This is a genomic window from Corynebacterium sp. ACRPJ, assembly GCF_022347345.1.
GTDB lineage: Bacteria > Actinomycetota > Actinomycetes > Mycobacteriales > Mycobacteriaceae > Corynebacterium > Corynebacterium tuberculostearicum_D.
This window is the reverse complement of record NZ_JAKRNC010000012.1, coordinates 1-18,485: the sequence shown is the minus strand read 5'-3', so window position 1 is coordinate 18,485 and position 18,485 is coordinate 1. Positions and strand designations below refer to the sequence as shown.

Below are 18,485 nucleotides of genomic sequence, written 5' to 3'. Positions count from 1 at the left end.
ACACTAATGCTTATTTCCCAAGACTGGGTCACCCGCATCCTGGGCGCTAAGAACCCTGGTTGGAACGTTTCCGCTGCCGATATGGACTCCGGATTCGTGCGCGTCGGTTTTGAAACCGAGGGCTACGCTGCCGTTCCGGAGAGCACCGGTCCGCTGGTCATCGGCCAGGTGGTAGAGATCGAGGAACTTACGCAGTTCAAAAAGCCCATCCGCTACTGCCAGGTAAATGCAGGCCAGGCTAATGGCACGGGCGAGCTGCAGGGCATCATTTGCGGTGCTCGTAATTTCCGTTTGAATGACTATGTCGTTGTGGCGCTTCCGGGCTCGGAGCTTCCTGGCGGCTTCAAGATTGCGGCGCGCGAGACTTACGACCACATCTCTAATGGCATGCTGTGCTCCGGCGCTGAGCTCGGTTTGGGCGCACAGGCTAACGGAATCATCGTCTTGGGCGATGACGTCGCCGATAAGGTAGGCGAGGATGCTCGCCCGGTTATTGGGCTGCATGATACCGACTTTGACGTCAACATCACCCCGGATCGCGGCTACGCCCTGTCCGCGCGTGGTTTGAGCCGTGAGATTGCCTCCGCTTTCGATCTAGAATTTGCCGATATTGCCGAAGACCCGTCCGTTGCTGGCATTGATACCTCTTCTGTTCCAGCGGCGCAGGGCTCGCTTATCGACGTCACTCTCAACCCCGAGACCAAGGCGCAGCGTTTCGGCCTCCGCAAGGTCAGCGGCATCGACCCGCAGGCACGCACCCCGTTCTGGCTAGAGCGCGAGCTCATGCTCTGCGGCCAGCGCAGCGTAAACCTGCCCACGGACATTACTAACTACGTGATGCTGCTTTTGGGCGCCCCAATGCATGCCTTTGACGCCAACGTTATCCAAGGAAATCTCGTTGTCCGCAATGCCGACGAAGGCGAGAAGTTTGAGACCTTGGATCACGTAAAGCGGGAGCTTTCTGCAGAAGATGTGGTTATCTGCGATGACAACGGCATTCAGTCGCTGGCCGGTGTCATGGGCGGTACTACCTCAGAAATCTCGGCGGAGACCACTGATGTTGTCTTCGAATCCGCTATCTGGGATCCGATTACCGTGGCGCGCACCTCCCGCCGCCATAAGTTGTCGTCCGAGTCCTCCCGCCGCTTCGAGCGTGGCGTGGATCCAGCGGTCGTCGAGGTCGCTCTGGACACCGCCTGTGCGCTCTTGCAGCAGCTGGCGGGCGGCACCATTGAGGAAGGCCGGACGCTTATTGGGGACGTCGCCAAGCGCGAGCCCATTGCCCTGCGCACCGCAAAGGCTAGCGAGTATGCCGGCGTTGACTACTCCCGTGAGACTGCTATTTCCCGCCTCGAGGAAGTCGGCTGCACTGTTGCCGATGAGGGTGACATGCTGCAGGTAACGCCCGCTACGTGGCGCACCGATATCTCCATGGATGTTGACCTCATTGAGGAGGTCCTACGTCTTGAGGGCTTGGAAGACATTCCCACCGTCCTGCCTACTCCGGCCGGCGGTCGCGGTCTGACCCCAGCGCAGAAGCGTCGCCGCGCTATTGGCCACGGCTTGGCCTATGCCGGTTATGCAGAGGTATTGCCGGCCCCGTTCGTGGCGAACGACACCTTTGATGTGTGGGGCTTGGACAAGGATGATGCTCGCCGCCGCACCGTAGAGGTCCAGAACCCGCTTGAGGCCGACAAGCCCATATTGTCCACGACGCTGCTTCCGAACATGCTGGAGGCCATCGGCCGCAATGTTGCGCGTGGCCGCAGCGACCTCGCCCTATATGGGCTGCAGCAGGTGGCATTCAAGCGCGCCGAGGCCTCGCCTATGCCTTCCGTGGAGCAGCGACCTTCTGAGCAGGTTGTTTCCGAACTTCTGGATACCCTTCCTGAGCAGCCGCTGCACGTTGCAACGGTGGCCACCGGCAATATTGAGCATGAGGGCCCGTGGGGCGAGGGTCGCGCATATAGCTACGCCGACGCCATCGAATCCGCCCGCCAGGTCGCTCGCGCCGCCGGTGTGGATATCGAGCTGGAGGCCGCGCACGTTCTTCCCTGGCACCCAGGCCGGTGTGCTGCCGTGAAGGTGGCTGGCACCGATGTGGTCTTGGGCCATGCCGGTGAGCTTCACCCGCAGGTTCTGGAAGCGCTGAACTTGCCGGCGCGTACTTGCGCTATGGAGCTGGACGTTACCGCTATGCCATTGGAAGAGAAGTTCCCTGCGCCGGTACTGTCCTCCTTCCCAGCGTTGCACCAGGACATTGCGCTCGTGGTGGATGAAGACGTCCCAGCAGAGCGCGTGCGCGCCACCGTGGAAGAGGGGGCGGGCGAACTCATCGAGTCCGTCGAGCTCTTCGACATTTTCCGTGGCGAGCAATTGGGGGAGGGCAAGAAGTCCTTGGCCTTCCAGCTGCTGTTCCGCGCAGCGGATCGCACGTTGACCGATGAGGAGGTCAACGAGCACCGCACGGCCGCAGCGGAGCTGGCTAAGCAGCGCTTGGGCGCAGAGATGCGCGCATAGCTAGGCCCTAGGAAGGGGCGGTGAGATTTACCTCACCGCCCCTTTTTTCATGCATTTTTTCATTTCTGGTGCTGCATTAACCAGGGAATATCCCCAATTTACATGAATAGCATACGGTCGAGTGTATTTATTGCTATAGTCGCCCCTATGACGATTTCAGTAGCAATAGCAGGCGCCACCGGATACGTGGATGCGGAAGTTCTTGCGGAAGTTACTCATAAGGGTGACTATCTGCGGCAAGAGGTTGAAAAATTGCCGCTTGTAGAACGCGTACGCGGCCGCGGCCTGATGCTCGGCATTGTTTTAGCGGAACCAGTGGCTAAGCAGGCCGTGCGCGACGGACTTGCACAAGGGCTCATCCTCAACGCGCCCAGTGAGAATGTACTCCGCCTCACCCCACCCTTGGTTATTTCCCACAACGAACTAGACACAGCACTGACAACACTTCGGACGATAATGGAGGAGCTGGCATGAGCCTGCGACACTTTCTGGCTGACGACGATCTCAGCCCACAAGAACAAGCAACCATTTTGGACCTAGCTGAAAAGCTCAAGAAGGATCCCTTTGCGGAGCGCCCACTAGAGGGGCCAAAGACCGTGGCGGTGCTCTTTGATAAAACGTCTACGCGTACCCGCTTTTCCTTTGAAACCGCAGTAGCGAATATGGGCGGCAAGGGCATTACCGTCGATACTTCTACGACTCAGATGGGCAAAGGGGAGTCCTACCAAGACACGGCCGCGGTGCTTTCGCGGTACGTGGAGGCAATCGTGTGGCGCACCTTTGACCATGACAACCTTCTCCAGATGGTGGAGACTACTACCGTTCCTCTGGTCAATGCGCTTTCCGACGACCTGCATCCCTGCCAGATTCTGGCTGACCTGTTGACCTGTCGTGAGAATTTGGGTGACCTCAAAGGCAGAAAGGCCGTCTACTTGGGCGATGGCGATAATAATATGGCTAACTCCTACATGATTGGTTTTGCCACGGCCGGCATGGACGTCTCCATTATCGCGCCCGAGGGATTCCAGCCGCGCCAGGAATTCGTCGACCGCGCGCGCAAGCGGGGCAACATCACCATTACTGATGACGTGGATGAAGTTGCAGGCGCAGACGTAGTCATTACAGATACGTGGATCTCTATGGGGCAGGAAAATGATGGCCGCGATAGGCGTACGCCATTCCTGCCATATCAGGTTGATTCGACCATAATGAGCAAAGCGCATAAGGATGCAATATTCTTACATTGTTTGCCGGCGTACCGTGGAAATGAGGTCACGGCTGAGGTAATTGATGGGCCACAGTCGCTCGTCTTTGATGAAGCGGAGAACCGCCTGCATGCGCAGAAAGCGCTTCTTGTCTGGTTGCTCGAAATAAATAAGGAGATCAACTAAGTAATGAACACCCCGACCACCCGCAATGCTCGGCAGGCCAAGATCCTAGAGATTTTGGATCGCAATCGCGTCACCAGCCAGGTGCAACTATCCGAGCTTCTTCTCGCAGACGGCATCGACATCACGCAAGCCACTTTGTCCCGTGACTTGGATGAGCTGGGGGCGAAGAAGGTAAAGCGTGATGGTGGCCGTTCCTACTACGTGGTCGGCGGTGAACTGGAGCAATTTGAAGACCAGGTGGGCGGCCCCCGTGAAAAGCTGCGCCGCATGCTCGATGAGCTGGTGGTATCCCATGATTCTTCCGGCAATATAGCTATGCTGCGCACCCCAGCCGGTGCGGCCCAGTACCTTGCCAGCTTTATTGACAGGGTGGGGCTGCACGATGTCATTGGTTGCATCGCCGGAGATGACACCATCTTCGTCTTGGCGCGCGAGGGCGTCACGGGCGCAGATCTGGCAGTGACGCTTACCACGCGGAATATTTAGACGGCGGTGGTGGCAATCCTGACCACCATCGTATATTATGTGCTTAGATGAATTGTTTCCAATAGAACAAGGAGATTAACCATGTCCGCACGCGTAGTCTTGGCTTACTCTGGTGGCCTTGATACTTCCGTTGCCATCCCATACCTGGCAAAAATGACCGGTGGTGACGTTGTCGCCGTTTCCCTGGATCTGGGTCAGGGTGGCGAAGATATGGAATCGGTTCGCCAGCGTGCACTTGACTGCGGTGCCGTAGAGTCCATCGTTATCGATGCCAAGGATGAGTTTGCAGAGGAATACTGCGTTCCCACCATCAAGGCAAACGGCATGTACATGAAGCAGTACCCGCTGGTATCGGCTATTTCCCGCCCCCTCATTACCAAGCACTTGGTAAAGGCCGCGCAGGAGTTCGGCGGCACCCACGTCTCCCACGGCTGCACCGGCAAGGGTAATGACCAGGTACGCTTCGAGGTTTCCTTCCGCGCCCAGGATCCTTCCCTCGAAATCATCGCCCCTGCACGCGATTATGCGTGGACCCGCGATAAGGCCATCGCCTTCGCGGAAGAGATCAACCTGCCGATCGAGCAGTCTGCTTCCTCGCCATTTTCCATCGATCAGAACCTGTGGGGCCGCGCGGTAGAGACCGGATTCCTCGAGGATCTGTGGAACCCGCCAACGAAGGACCTCTACGCCTATACCGAGGACCCAGGCCTGGGTAATGCTCCGGATGAAATCATCATCTCCTTTGAGAAGGGCATCCCGGTGGCAGTTGATGGCCAGAAGATGTCCCCGCTGCAGATTATTGAAGAGGTCAATCGCCGCGCTGGTGCGCAGGGCATTGGCCGTCTGGATATGGTGGAGGACCGCTTGGTGGGCATTAAGTCCCGTGAGGTCTATGAGGCTCCAGGCGCCATGGTCCTCATCCAGGCCCACGAGGCGCTGGAGGATGTCACCGTGGAGCGCGAGTTGGCCCGCTACAAGCGCTTGACCGATGCCCGCTGGTCCGAGGAGGTCTATGACGGCCTCTGGCACTCGCCGCTGAAGCGTTCCCTGGATGCCTTCGTTGAGGAGTCCCAGGAAAACGTCACCGGCGATATCCGCCTGAGCATGCATGCCGGCACCGCCACGGTCACCGGACGCCGTTCCGGTCAGTCGCTGTATTCCTTCGACCTGGCTACTTATGACACTGGCGATACCTTCGACCAGACCGCGGCTAAGGGCTTTGTGCAGCTACACGGCCTGTCCACCCAGATCTCCAACCAGCGTGACCGCGACGGCGGTTTCCCCACCAGCGCGCAGAAGTAGGAGCACATGGAACCGCATAAGACTAATGAGGGTGCCCTATGGGGCGGCCGCTTCTCCGGCGGACCGTCTGAGGCGATGTTTGCCCTCTCTGTATCCACTCACTTTGACTGGGTGCTGGCACCATATGACGTATTAGCCTCCAAGGCGCATGCCAAGGTGCTGCACAAAGCGGGCTTGCTTTCCGACGTCGACTTGGACACCATGCTCTCCGGCCTCACCGAGCTAGGGGAGAAGGTGGCCTCCGGTGAGTTCCGCCCAGCACCAACGGACGAGGACGTCCACGGTGCGATGGAGCGCGGGCTCATCGAGATTGTAGGCCCAGAGGTAGGCGGTCGCCTGCGCGCCGGCCGTTCCCGTAATGACCAGGTTGCAACCCTGTTTCGCATGTGGGTACGTGATGCCATTCGCGATACCGCGGCTCAGGTGAGTGACTTGGTGGATGCCTTGGCCGATCAGGCCGCTGCCCATCCGGACGCCATCATGCCGGGCAAAACCCATTCGCAGGCGGCACAGCCAGTTCTGTTGGCGCATGAACTTTTGGGGCATGCGCAGCCACTTCTGCGCGATATCGAGCGACTGCAGGACCTGGATAAGCGCTTGGCGGTATCGCCCTACGGCTCTGGCGCTCTAGCCGGCTCCTCCTTGCAACTGGATCCGGAAGCCATTGCGGAAGAGCTCGGCTTCGATGCCGCCGCAGAGAACTCCTTGGATGGCACTGCGGCTCGTGACTTCGCCTCCGAAACCGCATTCGTGCTGGCCCAGATTGCCGTCGACATGTCCCGACTTTCGGAAGAAATTATCTACTGGTGCACGCCGGAATACGGCTACGTCACCCTGGATGATGCATGGTCGACCGGCTCGTCCATCATGCCGCAGAAGAAGAATCCGGACGTGCCGGAGCTTACCCGCGGCAAGTCCGGCCGCCTTATCGGTAACCTCACTGGCCTCCTGTCTACGCTGAAGGCACAGCCGCTGGCCTATAACCGCGACCTGCAGGAAGATAAGGAGCCCATCGTGGATTCCGTGGCGCAACTTAACCTGCTGCTGCCGGCAATGACCGGGCTGGTGTCCACGCTGACTTTCCACGAGGACCGCATGCGTGAACTTGCCCCGCGCGGGTTCACGCTGGCTACCGACTTGGCCGAATGGATGGTTCGCCAAGGCGTTCCTTTCCGCGAGGCACACGAAGCGTCCGGCGCCTGCGTGCGCATCGCTGAAGAGCGGGGCGTCGACCTGGTGGAGCTCACCGAAGAGGAATTGGCGGGCGTCGACAAGCGGCTTAAGCCTAGCGTGCGTGAAGTGCTCACTATCGACGGGGCAGTGGCCTCTCGTGCCACCAAGGGCGGCACCGCTGGTGTCCGCGTGGCTGAGCAGCGCGAGACTGTCCGCCAGCGTGCCGCGGCTGCTCGCACGTGGGCACAGAAGCCGCTGCGCTAATTCTCGGCGCTCTTTAAAACCGCATGGTTGCTTGCCATGCGGTTCTTTTATATCTCGCTGCGGGGGTGGGAGATTGACCGCCATTCCCAACCTGTTAACTGCGTTGTTGAACATAATGGGGGTAGTGGTGACATGGGTAACAGTGTGGTGCGTTAGTATTCTTGCAGGGAATGTGACCTAACAGACTCATTCATCGTAATGAAAGGACGATCTCTCCCATGACAGTAAATTCTCCGCCCACCTCAGCTGGGCCACACGAGAATGAAAAGGCGGTCTACGCCTCGGAAGACCATGGCCTGCAAAAGGGAATGGGCAATCGCCAGTTGCAGATGATTGCCATCGGTTCCGCAATCGGTACCGGCCTTCTCCTGGGCACCGGCGGCCGCCTGCAGGACGCGGGCCCTTTCCTCGCCGTGCTGTACCTCGTTTGTGGCTTCTTCGGCTACATCATCCTGCGTTCACTTGGCGAGCTCATCGTCTATCGCCCCAGCTCCGGCTCCTTCGTGTCTTATGCGCGCGAGTTTTATGGCGAGAAGACAGCTTTCGTCACCGGCTGGCTGTACTGGGGAAACTGGGCTATGACCCTAGTGGCGGATGGCACGGCCGTAGCCATTTACATCAAGTGGTTTAGTCAATACACCGCGTGGCTCGATTCCGTCCCGCAGTGGCTACTTGCGCTCGTGGTGATCTGCGGCATTCTCGTGTTCAATATGCTCTCGGTGAAGATCTTCGGCGAGCTGGAGTACTGGTTCTCCTTGATTAAGATCGTCGCGCTGATCATCTTTATGTTGGTAGCCATCGGCGTCCTCATCTTTGGCCACCCGAGTGGCGACCCGACCGGCTTTAGTCTCATTTCTGACACCGGCGGCTGGTTACCTAATGGCTTGATGCCAGCCGTGATCGTCGTCCAGGGCGTCGTCTTCGCCTATGCCGGCATTGAGCTCGTTGGTACCACCTCCGGCGAGACCAAGAATGTAGAAAAGCACATTCCGCGTGCAGTCAACAACGTGCTGCTGCGCATCCTGATTTTCTACTTCGGCTCCGTGCTGCTGCTCACGCTCGTGCTGCCGTACACCACTTACGTTGCTGATGTGTCGCCATTTGTGACCTTCTTTGAGTCCCTCGGTGTAGGTGCGGCGGCCCCGATTTTCCAGCTTGTCGTTATTACCGCTGCGATTTCCTCGCTCAACGCCGGCCTGTATTCCACCGGCCGCATTATGTACAACATGTCCACCTCCGGCTCCGGCCCGAAGTTTGGCGCTCGTATGTCCAAGTCTGGCGTGCCCTACGGCGGCATCGTCATGGCGGCCATGGTGGGCTTGGTAGGCGTCTTCCTCAACTATGTGGTGCCGGAGATGGCGTTTGAAATCGTGCTCAACCTGGCAGCCTTGGGCACATTGGCGTCTTGGGCGGCAGTTGCGCTCTCGCACCTCAAGTTTGTGCGCCTGGCCAAGAGTGGAAGCTACACCCGGCCGGGATACCGCTCGCCGTTTGGCGAAGGCGGAGACTGGGCAGTGCTCATCTTCATTGGCCTGGTCATTATCTTGATGGCCTTTGATTATCCAATTGGCACTTTTGCACTTGCATCGACCCTGCTCCTCGTTCCGGTCTTTATGGCAATGTGGTACGCATGGCGCGACCGCATTCGCACTATCGCGGAAGAGAGGAAGGCGAAGCACCTGCCAACCTCCAGCTTCCCGGCCGCACCGCAAACAGACCTTCACCCAAAGAAATAGAAAGGAACCTTTATGAACCACGCAGTTAAGTTCGTAGATGTAGAAAATATGGCGCGCTGGATCCAGCGCGAAGGCGTAGAAAACATCATTACCGGAATGGTGGACTACCTCGAGGCCGACTACCGCGAATGGGAGCGCTTCGACAAGATTCCGCGCGTTGCCTCCCACACCCCGTTCGGCGTTATCGAGCTCATGCCTACCTCCAATGGCAAGGAGTACTCCTTCAAGTACGTCAACGGTCACCCATCCAACCCAGCTCGCGGTTTCCAGACCGTTACTGCCTTTGGCGTGCTTGCCGACGTCGACAATGGTTACCCCACCTTCGAAGCCGAGATGACGCTGCTTACCGCACTGCGTACCGCCGCGACCTCCGCCATGGTGGCAAAGCACTTGGCGCGCAAGGATTCCAAGCGCATGGCCATGGTTGGTGCGGGCTCCCAGTCCGAGTTCCAGGCGCTTGGCTTCCGCGGCGTTATGGGAATTGAGGACATTACCATCTATGACATCGACCCTGAGGCGGTAGAAAAGTTCAAGCGCAACTTGGAGCCACTGGGCTTTAATATCACTGCTTGTTCCAGCGTCGACGAGGCGGTATTGGGAGCAGACATCATCACCACCTGTACCGCAGACAAGGCTCAGAACCAGATTCTGGCTGAGCGCCACGTCGCCCCAGGCGTACACCTCAATGCCGTTGGCGGTGACTGCCCGGGCAAGACCGAGCTGGAGAGCTCCATCCTGGACAAGTCCAAGGTCTTCGTAGAGTTCCCAGAGCAGACCCGTATTGAAGGTGAAATCCAGCAGAAGCCGGAAGACTTCCCGGTTGTCGAGTTCTATCAGGTGCTCACTGGCCAGGCCACCGGCCGCGATGACGACGAGCAGATCACGCTTTTCGACGATGTCGGATTCGCTATTAACGACTTCTCCGCGCTGCGTTACCTGCGCGATTCCGTCAAGGGCACCGACTTGGAGTCTGAGATCGACATCATTGCCAACCCGGACGATCCTAAGGATCTGTTCTCCTTGGTTGCTAACGTTCCGTCCTTGCTTTAAAGCAAAGGTGGGGTAGAGGGATTTTACTTCTCCCTCTACCCGCTGGGATTAGATGTAAGAGTCTTGACCCAAAGTTGCTCGAGGTACTTGTCCGTCCGCAGGACAAGGGCCTGTTGATATATCCGGAAGATAAGCAAGTCCTTGTCAATGAGCGTTCCTAGCATTGGCTATCCCATTGAAGATGACGTTCCAGTAATTCTGGTAGGCCACGCGATGAAATGGCCCTCCTGAATCTGGATTCTATGTAAAGTCTGGATACTCTGTGCTAAACAGGTGACTCCCCAGCACCTTTTTATGAATCCAACGCGAAGTTCAAGGTGGACCTACCGGAAAACCCGAATCACCTTGTCATCGACATCATTGTCTAGCTAGTGCTTAGGTATTCCGTGGAACGCTGCGGGCTGGCTTGTTATGCCGCCTGCGACGTTTAGCATATTAATACCACGCTGTTTTGCATCCGCGGCGAAGGTCGAGATGAAGTTGGCCGATCGCTTGCCGGAAGCACAGTATACCCACGCTTTGCGCTGCCCTTCGGCCTGCAGGGAATCGAGCAGGCAGCGCGCCACCTCTGGATCGTCCTGCCACACGGAGGTTGGTAAATGGTAATGCTCTGTGCCGGCAGCAAAAAAGAAATCATCTATGGCAGCCTCCCCGGCCTCGCGCACGTCGATGGCCGCGGCACCGTCGCGCAGATCTTCGAACATCTCGGGGGCAGTGGCAGCGGCAGCGGCAGCATCGGCATCCGGCACGGCACAAGCTGCGCTACCGTAGTCTTGCTGCAGCTGTATGGTTAGCTCGCGTGCCGGGTCGTGGGGCACGCGGAAGTGAGTGATGGAGGCGGTCAGGGCATCGTAGATGCTCAACAAGCCCACCCGGTCGTGGTTCATGCCGGTTGCGAACTGGATTAGCTCGGTGGACATCAAGCCCGCGACCACGCTGGTGGTTACGCCCAGCACACCGGCGGTGGCGCAATCCGGCACGGAATCTGGGTCGGGTTGCAGGGGATAGAGGTCGCGCATGCCCACGCCGGACTCGGCGCCGGGCCCAGACCACCACACTGCGCAGTCGCCCCGGTAGCGAAGCACCGAGCCCCACACCAGCGGGGTGCCTGTGATCTCCGCAGCATCCGCTGCTAGGAACTTGGTGGCAAACGTGTCAGAACCATCCACTAGGATGTCCACCCCACGAAGGTAGCCCACGGCATTGTCGACGGTAAAACGGTCGCGAATCGCATGTATTACGATGCCGGTCTGCAGCTGCCGGAGCTTTTCGGCGGCGACGTCCACCTTGGGCCTTCCCACATCGTGGGTGCCGAACAGGATCTGGCGGTGGATGTTAGTGAGATCCACCGTGTCGTCATCGATCACAGAGATTTCGCCAACACCGGCGGCAGCTAGCTGCTGCATCAGGGGGCAGCCCAATCCGCCAGCGCCGATGACGAACACGTGGGTGCCGTGCAGCGCCTCTTGCTGGGGGATGCCGAAGCCAGGCAATAGGGTTTGGCGGGCTACTCTGTACAACTCTTCACGGGGCAGTGGGCTCATTACAGGACTTTGTCTTCCCAGCTAGCCAACCCCTCGAATGATGACGAGGGCACGGCGTGCTGCCGTTTCGGAATGCGGCCAGCTTGCCGGGCCAACCGGCCACCTTCCACGGCGTATTTCATTGCAGTGGCCATCGCCATGGGGTCCTGGCAGCGGTTAATAGCACTCGCTAAAAGCACGCCATCGCAGCCCAGCTCCATGGCCAGTGCAGCATCGGAGGCCGTGCCCACACCGGCATCCAGCAGCACGGGAACATGGGTGCGCGAACAGATCAGCTCGATGTTGTGCGGGTTCAGGATGCCTAGGCCCGTGCCGATGGGCGAGCCTAAAGGCATCACCGCTTCCACGCCCACGTCTTCTAGACGCTTGGCGACGATCGGATCGTCGCTGGTATATGCCAGCACCACAAATCCTTCAGCAACCAGCATCTCGCAGGCATCCACGAGCTCTACCACGTCGGGCAGAAGCGTATGGTCATCCGCGATAACTTCCACCTTCACCCAATTGGTGCCCAGCGCCTCGCGGGCTAGCTTGGCGGTTGTTACTGCGTCCCGAGCGGTGCGGCACCCAGCAGTGTTGGGCAGCACGTCAATGCCCAATCGCTGCAAGAGCTCGAAGATGGATTCCCCACCGGTGCTAGCGCTCGTGGCACTGTGCCTACGCATGGCAACGGTGGTCAGCTGTGTACCGCTGGCAACTAAGGATTGTTCCAACATAGCCTGGCTACTTGCCCCGCCGGTTCCCATCACTAGGTGCGAATCGAATTGTTTATCTGCGATAGAAAGCATGAGTAAAGCCCTACCCGCCCTGCACGGCGATCAGGATATCCATTTCATCGCCGTCGGTAACTTCATAAGACCAGTCGCTGGCTGGGATCACGTCGCCATTGACGGCCACGGCGACGCCTTTCGGCGAGGCATCGCCGGTCTCTGCTTTTACGACGGCAGCCACGGTGATATGCCCCTCGCTGCTGCGGCGCTTTCCATTAAGCGTGTATTCCATGGTGCTTATTCCTTTCTTTTGTGGCTATCGGGGTGGGCTGTATCGGGCGTGGCGTAGTGGATCGCAGGCAGAGATGTCTATCTCCAACCCGTTGGCGGGGTAGGTGCCCAACCCCAACTGGGCACCTACCTTAGCCCCAAAGGCGGACAACAGGATTCCGTGGCGGAAGTAGCCGGTGGAGATCACCAGCCCGTCGCGCACCTTGCCAAGGTAGGGCAGATCATCTGGTGTGCCGGGCCGGGCGCCGACGATGGCTTCGATGAACTCGCAATCCTCTAGCCCAGGAACCACGCGGATGGCGTCTCGAAGAAGCGTGTGCACACCGTCTACAGAAGGACCTTTGCGGTTGTCTTCGCGGCTGGTTGCACCGACGGCGATGGTGCCATCGGTGCGGGGGATGACATAAACCGGCCGGTCCTCCACGAATGCGCGCACCACTCGGGTAAGCGGTTCGCCACTGGTGTGCACCAGCGCGTCTGGGACCCGCAGCCGCAGCATGTCACCGTACACCGGCCGTAGCGCTAGGGGATTGACACCCTCGAACCAGCCGTCTACGTCCTTGGCACCTAGCCCGTTGCAGAGATAGACCGTGTCGCCGGTGGCCACTCGGCCATCGGTGAGCTGTACATCGTGCCCGTTGATGCGCGTTGCGGCCGTCGCCACGAAGCGAACTCCGGCTTGCTGCAGGTAGTCCAACAGGCACGCGCTGAACATGCGCGGGTTGATCTGATGGTCGCCCGGGATTTCCACTGCCGCCGCCAACTGGGGGCTTAGCCCCTGCTCTAGCCTTCGGGCTTGCCGTAGTGTCAGCGCCTGGGCATCCATACCGTGTCTTTGCTGCAGCGCCAGCAACTCGCGGATGTGCACGCCATCGGCGCGGTCGGCACCCACCACCAGGGTGGATTCACTGCGGTGCCCGGTCGGTGCGGTAGTTTTCTTACCTAACCTGGCCAGCAGGTTGGGGAACATCTCGCCCGAAGCCACCATCAGCGGGTACAGCGGCTCTTGCCGGTATTGCACCTCCGCAACCGGCGCCAGCATGCCACCGGCCACGAACGTGGCACCGCTAATGGGCTGGGGATCGACCACGACGATTCCTTGTGGGGATACGCCCGCTTCCACCAATTCGAATGCCGTGGCCAGCCCGATGATTCCCGCGCCAATGATGGCGTGCTCCGCGCGTAGCTTCTGACTATCGGGGTGGTTGCCCGGGCTGAGAACAGTGTTATTCATGTGAACCGATTGCTGCATTCCCGTTCACCCGATCGAAAGCTTGCACAACCGTGGTCGCCAAGGTAGTCGGATCATCGGAGTCCATGAAGGCACGCACAATCGCCACACCAGACACACCGGTTTGGGCCAGTGCTGCGGCATCGATGGCCTGTACATCGCCGATTGCCACGACCGGAACGGCCGAGGCCGCCACGAGTGGGGGATAGCCTTCCAACCCCAGCGGAGTGCGGCCGGAGATTTTCGTCGGGGTGGGGCGGAACGGACCGGCACCGATGTAGTCGATCACATCTGCGTACTCGTTAGCGTCCTGCACTAGCTCTAGGGTTCCGGTGGTCAGCCCGATGATCGTATCCTCGCCAAGAATCTGCCGCGCCAGGTGCGGGGTCAAGTCGTCTTGGCCGATGTGTACGCCGTGGATGTGGTGATCATCCATTAGGGCGGCCGCTACATCCACTCGGTCATCGATAAGCACCTTCGTTGCCGGATTGGCTTCCTCGACTGCCGCGGCAACGTCGATAGCTAGGGCGGTCAGATCGCGCACGCTGATGGGCTTGCTGCGAACTTGAATCACGCCCGCACCACCGGCGGCCGCTGCTGCGGCAACCTGGACGACCTTTTCCTGCGGTGCTCCCGTAACGTGGTAGCACCGCAGATCCAGGTGGCTACCCTGCGCAGCAGGGCGAGGCTTAGCGCTCACTGGGAATCGTTGCTTCCTTCTCCAGATCCTCGGCCACTTCCTTGGCCTCATTGCGGTCTAGATACAGCTTGGATCCCGCAAGGCGGAACTCCTCGGCCATTTCTTCTTCGCCTTCGGTATTAGTGACGCGTTCTTCGTCTACACTCTGGCGACCGAAGCCTGGCAAGCCGAGGTCTTTGACTAGCGTTTGCTTCTGGTCGGTGGCCAGAGCCTCATCGATCTTGTCACCGAATGCGTCGCGGATGTCCTGGCTGATCCGCATGGAGCAGAACTTAGGTCCACACATCGAGCAGAAGTGAGCGGTCTTTGCCGGCTCCGCAGGCAGAGTTTCGTCGTGGTAGGATTGGGCAGTATCCGGGTCTAGGGACAGGGCAAATTGATCGTGCCAGCGGAACTCGAAGCGCGCCTTGCTCATCGCATCGTCCCACTCGTGGGCGCCAGGGTGGCCCTTGGCGACGTCGGCGGCGTGGGCGGAGACCTTGTAGGTAATTACACCGGTCTTCACGTCGTCCTTGTTCGGCAGGCCAAGGTGCTCCTTCGGGGTGACGTAGCACAGCATTGCGGTACCTCCCATGGCGATATTGGCCGCACCGATGGCGGAGGTAATGTGGTCGTAGCCAGGCGCAATATCGGTGACCAGCGGTCCCAGGGTATAAAACGGTGCGCCGCCGCACCATTCCTGCTCTTTTTCATTGTTAACCTGCACCATGTTAAGCGGGACGTGGCCTGGGCCTTCGACCATGACCTGAACGTCGTACTCCCAGGCGCGGTGGGTTAGCTCGCCGATGGTCTTCAGCTCAGCGAACTGGGCTGCGTCGTTGGCATCGGCGATGGAGCCTGGGCGCAGGCCGTCGCCCAGAGAGAACGCAACGTCGTACTTGGCGAAGATCTCGCACAGCTCGTCGAAGTTCTCGTACAGGAAGGACTCCTTGTGATGAGCCAAGCACCAGCCGGCCATGATGGAACCGCCGCGGGAAACGATGCCGGTTACGCGCTTGGTGGTCAGCGGCACGAAGGGCAGGCGTACGCCGGCGTGGATCGTCATGTAGTCCACACCTTGTTCGCATTGTTCGATCACGGTATCGCGGTAGATTTCCCAGGTCAGGTTCTCGGCCACGCCGTCGACTTTCTCGAGTGCCTGGTAAATCGGCACGGTACCGATCGGTACCGGGGAGTTGCGCATGATCCACTCGCGAGTGGTGTGAATGTCGTTACCGGTGGATAGGTCCATTACGGTGTCTGCACCCCAGCGGGTGGCCCAGCGCAGCTTGTCTACCTCTTCGCGGATGGACGAGGTCACCGCGGAGTTACCGATATTGGCGTTGATCTTCGTATTGAAGGCATTGCCGATGATCATCGGCTCAGATTCCGGGTGGTTGATGTTGTTCGGGATGATCGCCTTGCCGGAGGCAACCTGCTCGCGCACTTTTTCTACGTCGCAGTGTTCGCGCAGTGCGACGTATTCCATCTCCGGGGTGATAATACCCTGGCGGGCGTAGTGCATCTGGGTTACGCGCTTGCCCTCCTTGGCCCGCAGCGTCTGGCGGCTAGCGCCTTTCCATTCGTCACTGGCCTCGCCACGTTTGAGGGCGCGGTTACCGTCATCCAACAGGTTGCGGCGCCTGCCCTCGTAGGCTTCTACATCACCGCGGGCTTCGATCCACTCACTGCGCAAAGCCTCCAGGCCCTCGGTCGGTTCGGCCCAGGGGCCGCGAGTGCGGTAGAGCTTCTGCGGTGGATTCGGGCCCGTTGGGGAATCGTCCAGCTGAACTTCGGTTTCCGGCACCTGTAGGGTGAAGGTCTTGCCGAAGGAATCCACCTGCTTTTCGATGGGGGCGAAGCTGTGCTTCGGGTGGATTTCCGCACCATAGTCGTCATTCGGGATGGTAGTGCGGGTGTGCTGTGTAGACGGATCCGTCATAAAAGTCTCTCCTCATTCTTCCTTCGCTGGTTCTAACCAGGCAGGTTCTAGCGGTACTCGCGCGGGGATTACAGCGCGATCTCAGCTCGATACCTCGAGCGCCCGTGTTCGGTTGCACTTCCTACTGTAACGCACAGCACCCGCGTGTTAAGTCCTAGGGCGGACGGTTGATTGGACAGCCTCAATGAGCAAAGTAGAAAAGCGGTAAACAACTACAGAGAGTCACTCGGTGGGATGGCTGGGGCACGGGTTAGACTTAGCAGCATGATTGATCAGAAGCTCCTAGAGATCCTCGCGTGCCCGATCGACAAGCAACCGCTGGAGGATCACGGCGACTATTTGGTTAACCCCAGGCTGAACAAGGCCTATCCGGTGCAGGACGGCATTCCGGTCCTGCTGGTGGACGAGGCTAAGGACTGGCCCATTGGGTCCAAGTAACTAAAGCCACACGCTCTGGAAAAGCAGACACTTAGATAATTAGGAAACAGGGGAGCACCTACGTATGACTAACAACACGAACATTGTTGACGAACTGGAATGGCGCGGGCTCATTAACCAGTCCACGGATTTGGAGGCTTTGAAAGAGGCCACAGAGAACCCGATCAGCTTGTACTGCGGTTTCGATCCGACGGGCAGCTCGCTGCACGCTGGGCACCTAGTACCACTGATTATGCTGAAACGCTTTCAGCAATTCGGCCACCGTCCAATCGCGCTGGCCGGCGGTGCGACGGGAATGATTGGTGACCCACGTGATGTCGGGGAGCGTTCTATGCTCACGGAAGAGCAGATCGCAGAGAATATGCAGATGATCAAGACCCAACTTGAATCTTTCGTGGACTTCACCGATGAGAGTGACGTTGCAAGCCCAGCGGTGATGGTGAACAACGCGGACTGGATTAGCCAGATCAACGTCATCGAGTACCTGCGCGATATCGGTAAGAATTTCTCGCTGAATACCATGCTGGACCGCGATACGGTTAAGCGCCGCTTGGAGTCCGATGGCATTTCCTACACTGAGTTTTCCTACATGCTGCTGCAGGCTAACGACTTTGTGCACCTGCACAATGAGTACGACTGTGTCCTGCAGATTGGCGGTGGCGACCAGTGGGGCAACATCGTTTCCGGTGTGGATCTGAACCGGCGCGTGAATGGTGCGAAAGTCCACGGCCTGACGGTACCGCTGGTGACGGATGCCGAGGGTAATAAGTTCGGCAAATCCACCGGCGGCGGCAAGCTATGGTTGGATCCGCAGCTGACCAGCCCATACTCCTGGTACCAGTACTTTATTAATGCTGGAGACGCGGTGGTTATCGATTACCTGCGTTGGTTTACATTCTTGACTCAGGAGGAGATCGCGGATCTGGAGCGCAAGGTAGAGGAGGAACCCTACAAGCGTGAGGCGCAGCGAGTGTTGGCGCGAGAAATGACCACACTGGTCCACGGCGCACAAGCCACCGAAGCAGTGGAGCTGGCCTCTCAAGCTTTGTTCGGTAAGGCGGGGTTACAGGATTTGGACGAGGCCACCCTGTCTTCTGCATTGCAGGAGACCGAGGTAGCGGAAGTCAGCTCGGATGCCACGATCCTGGATCTATTGGTAGGTGCGGGATTGGAGAAATCGAAGGGTGCCGCGCGCCGCACTGTGGGTGAAGGCGGTGCATACGTGAATAACCAGCGCATCGAGGACATCGAATGGTCTCCGTCTTCCCAAGACCTCCTGCATGGCTCGTGGCTGGTATTGCGCAAGGGCAAGAAGCGCTTCGCTGGGGCACGGGTTGCGAATCCTTCCTAATGCCGTCACGCTTCGTGTCAATAAGGTAGCTACATGATCCCTTGGTAACGGTTATTGGCCATTTACCAGGGGATTTGTGTGTTTCTAGGTGGGGGTGTAGCTTTATCGAAGTCGCCGCGAGGTAGCCGGGAGGTTACTTTCTAGCGAATTTTGTGCGGACTTGGTTCGATGATTTGACTTGGTTCATTTGGTTGAGTAAGTTTGTACGGGCCGCCATCGAGAGGTTAACGGTAGGTTAATTATCTTGTGGTGTGCGGATGATGTTTGAGAACTCAATAGTGTGCCAATGTACTTTTTATTTTTTGTGTGCATGGTTGTGTGTTGATTGGTTTGTCTGCCAGCAGGCCTAGGTGGTTTGTTGGTTGGTGTGTGCCGGT

Annotated in this window: 16 protein-coding genes, 1 pseudogene and 1 riboswitch; of the genes and pseudogenes, 11 read left to right on the top strand and 6 right to left on the bottom strand. The window is 58.7% G+C overall.

Annotation, left to right across the window (positions count from 1 at the left end; all coding sequences use genetic code 11):
- Nucleotides 1–6 precede the first annotated feature (6 nt).
- From pheT to MHY08_RS08890, 9 genes and pseudogenes are all read left to right on the top strand, one after another.
- On the top strand, nt 7–2,520 hold the full coding sequence (pheT, locus tag MHY08_RS08930; protein WP_239236332.1) for a phenylalanine--tRNA ligase subunit beta: 2,514 nt from the start codon (nt 7–9) through the stop codon (nt 2,518–2,520).
- A 147-nt stretch (nt 2,521–2,667) separates the two neighbouring features.
- The gene (locus tag MHY08_RS08925; protein ID WP_239236330.1) at nt 2,668–2,994 is read left to right on the top strand and encodes an aminotransferase class III-fold pyridoxal phosphate-dependent enzyme; all 327 of its coding nucleotides are present in this window, start codon (nt 2,668–2,670) and stop codon (nt 2,992–2,994) included.
- Entirely contained in the window at nt 2,991–3,911 is a 921-nt protein-coding gene (gene argF / locus MHY08_RS08920) for an ornithine carbamoyltransferase (protein WP_239236327.1), read from the top strand. The genes MHY08_RS08925 and argF overlap by 4 nt, the downstream gene beginning before the upstream one ends.
- A gap of 3 nt (nt 3,912–3,914) precedes the next feature.
- On the top strand, nt 3,915–4,397 hold the full coding sequence (locus MHY08_RS08915) for an arginine repressor (protein WP_005323257.1): 483 nt from the start codon (nt 3,915–3,917) through the stop codon (nt 4,395–4,397).
- A gap of 81 nt (nt 4,398–4,478) precedes the next feature.
- Nucleotides 4,479–5,699 carry an argininosuccinate synthase gene (locus tag MHY08_RS08910; protein WP_150850449.1) on the top strand — a complete coding sequence of 407 codons (1,221 nt, stop codon included), beginning with the start codon at nt 4,479–4,481 and terminating at the stop codon, nt 5,697–5,699.
- A gap of 6 nt (nt 5,700–5,705) precedes the next feature.
- Complete coding sequence (argH, locus tag MHY08_RS08905) at nt 5,706–7,136, top strand: argininosuccinate lyase (protein WP_239236325.1); 1,431 nt, start codon at nt 5,706–5,708, stop codon at nt 7,134–7,136.
- A 218-nt stretch (nt 7,137–7,354) separates the two neighbouring features.
- Nucleotides 7,355–8,872: an amino acid permease gene (locus MHY08_RS08900; RefSeq protein ID WP_239191315.1), complete on the top strand. Its 1,518-nt coding sequence runs from the start codon at nt 7,355–7,357 to the stop codon at nt 8,870–8,872.
- Nucleotides 8,873–8,884: 12 nt separating this feature from the next.
- The gene (locus MHY08_RS08895) at nt 8,885–9,922 is read left to right on the top strand and encodes an ornithine cyclodeaminase (protein WP_005323253.1); all 1,038 of its coding nucleotides are present in this window, start codon (nt 8,885–8,887) and stop codon (nt 9,920–9,922) included.
- 47 nt (nt 9,923–9,969) lie between these two features.
- Nucleotides 9,970–10,153 (top strand): annotated as a pseudogene (locus MHY08_RS08890) (Trm112 family protein).
- Between the two features lie 137 nt (nt 10,154–10,290).
- On the opposite strand, the gene MHY08_RS08885 reads toward MHY08_RS08890, so the two are convergent.
- The 6 genes from MHY08_RS08885 to thiC are packed head-to-tail and all read right to left on the bottom strand — an operon-like array spanning nt 10,291 to nt 16,319.
- Nucleotides 10,291–11,466, bottom strand: a complete 1,176-nt coding sequence (locus MHY08_RS08885; protein ID WP_239236323.1) for a ThiF family adenylyltransferase — start codon at nt 11,464–11,466, stop codon at nt 10,291–10,293.
- On the bottom strand, nt 11,466–12,254 hold the full coding sequence (locus MHY08_RS08880; protein ID WP_239191312.1) for a thiazole synthase: 789 nt from the start codon (nt 12,252–12,254) through the stop codon (nt 11,466–11,468). Before MHY08_RS08880 ends, MHY08_RS08885 begins: the two co-directional genes overlap by 1 nt.
- A 10-nt stretch (nt 12,255–12,264) precedes the next feature.
- Entirely contained in the window at nt 12,265–12,468 is a 204-nt protein-coding gene (gene thiS / locus MHY08_RS08875; protein WP_200287553.1) for a sulfur carrier protein ThiS, read from the bottom strand.
- Between the two features lie 24 nt (nt 12,469–12,492).
- Nucleotides 12,493–13,701, bottom strand: coding sequence for a glycine oxidase ThiO (gene thiO / locus MHY08_RS08870; RefSeq protein ID WP_239191311.1), 1,209 nt, complete (start codon nt 13,699–13,701; stop codon nt 12,493–12,495).
- On the bottom strand, nt 13,694–14,359 hold the full coding sequence (locus MHY08_RS08865; RefSeq protein ID WP_239236389.1) for a thiamine phosphate synthase: 666 nt from the start codon (nt 14,357–14,359) through the stop codon (nt 13,694–13,696). Before MHY08_RS08865 ends, thiO begins: the two co-directional genes overlap by 8 nt.
- 28 nt (nt 14,360–14,387) lie before the next feature.
- On the bottom strand, nt 14,388–16,319 hold the full coding sequence (gene thiC / locus MHY08_RS08860; RefSeq protein ID WP_239191310.1) for a phosphomethylpyrimidine synthase ThiC: 1,932 nt from the start codon (nt 16,317–16,319) through the stop codon (nt 14,388–14,390).
- Between the two features lies 1 nt (nt 16,320).
- A riboswitch (TPP riboswitch) is annotated at nt 16,321–16,435 on the bottom strand.
- A 148-nt stretch (nt 16,436–16,583) separates the two neighbouring features.
- Here thiC and MHY08_RS08855 point away from each other — a divergent pair.
- Both MHY08_RS08855 and tyrS read left to right on the top strand, forming a co-directional pair.
- Nucleotides 16,584–16,757 carry a Trm112 family protein gene (locus MHY08_RS08855; protein WP_034656461.1) on the top strand — a complete coding sequence of 58 codons (174 nt, stop codon included), beginning with the start codon at nt 16,584–16,586 and terminating at the stop codon, nt 16,755–16,757.
- 64 nt (nt 16,758–16,821) lie between these two features.
- Nucleotides 16,822–18,108, top strand: a complete 1,287-nt coding sequence (tyrS, locus tag MHY08_RS08850) for a tyrosine--tRNA ligase (protein WP_239191308.1) — start codon at nt 16,822–16,824, stop codon at nt 18,106–18,108.
- Nucleotides 18,109–18,485 lie beyond the last annotated feature (377 nt).